Source organism: Vibrio sp. D173a, from assembly GCF_030248475.1.
Genome location: NZ_JAHGAH010001427.1, coordinates 1 through 730 on the forward strand (window position 1 = coordinate 1; position 730 = coordinate 730).

The window sequence follows — 730 nt, forward strand, 5'->3', positions numbered from 1 at the left end:
TGTCACTATCCATTATCATCTCGTGATCTGGTAAGTATTGCTGAGCCATTAACAGTAACGCTACGACATCTTTATCTTTCTTCGCTTGTGCCCTTTTTTAGTGGTGATTACTTTTTGGGCAAAGCCATTTTCATCCAACTCAAAGTCGTGAAATAGCTCTGAAATCGTTGGTCTGTCGTCATGGTTTCCGATGACTAAATGATAGGGGATAGTTAATTTTTCTAGAATGGACTTGAGGTTTTGATAAGCCTCTGGGTGACCTGCATGAGCCAAATCTCCGGTGATCACCAGCATCTCAGCGTCGGTGTGCTCTTGGTTGATACTCTTAATGGCCTTTTCTAAAGCGGGAATAGGGGATCGTTGATAGATTTCTTGGCCAGTGTAACCCAGATGAGTGTCTGTTAAGTGAATGATTTTCATGATTAAGCCATTAATTCAGATATGTCGGATAGTTGGTGCACTATTGATGTTAATGCTGAGACGTTTTGTGCGACTGCAGTCGGTTTAGCCTGTTCTAAGTAACTCTGCGATTGCCACCCCCAAGTCACAGCAATAGATTGTGAACTGCTCTCGTGAGCGGCTTTGATATCACTAATGCAATCACCAATCATAATCGCGGCCGTTGAGTGGGTGCGTTTCAGTTCAAGGATTTTCTCACTCTTACTACCAGGTCTATCGCCCAATAAAATATCTTCAAAATAGGAATCCAAACCATGCCTCACTAATTGGA

Annotated in this window: 2 protein-coding genes; both read right to left on the bottom strand. The window is 42.6% G+C overall.

The genetic code is table 11. The features are described 5' to 3' along the window. Window positions 1–60 precede the first annotated feature (60 nt). Window positions 61–420 carry a metallophosphoesterase gene (locus KIV40_RS33825; RefSeq protein ID WP_285353806.1) on the bottom strand — a complete coding sequence of 120 codons (360 nt, stop codon included), beginning with the start codon at window positions 418–420 and terminating at the stop codon, window positions 61–63. A 2-nt stretch (window positions 421–422) separates the two neighbouring features. Then, window positions 423–730: HAD family hydrolase (locus KIV40_RS33830; RefSeq protein ID WP_285353808.1), on the bottom strand; the 308-nt coding region annotated here is incomplete at its 5' end.

What these genes read in the sequence shown, in the direction of transcription:
- KIV40_RS33825 (WP_285353806.1), bottom strand. Translation starts at nt 420, where the DNA reads ATGAAAATCATTCACTTAACAGACACTCATCTGGGTTACACTGGCCAA.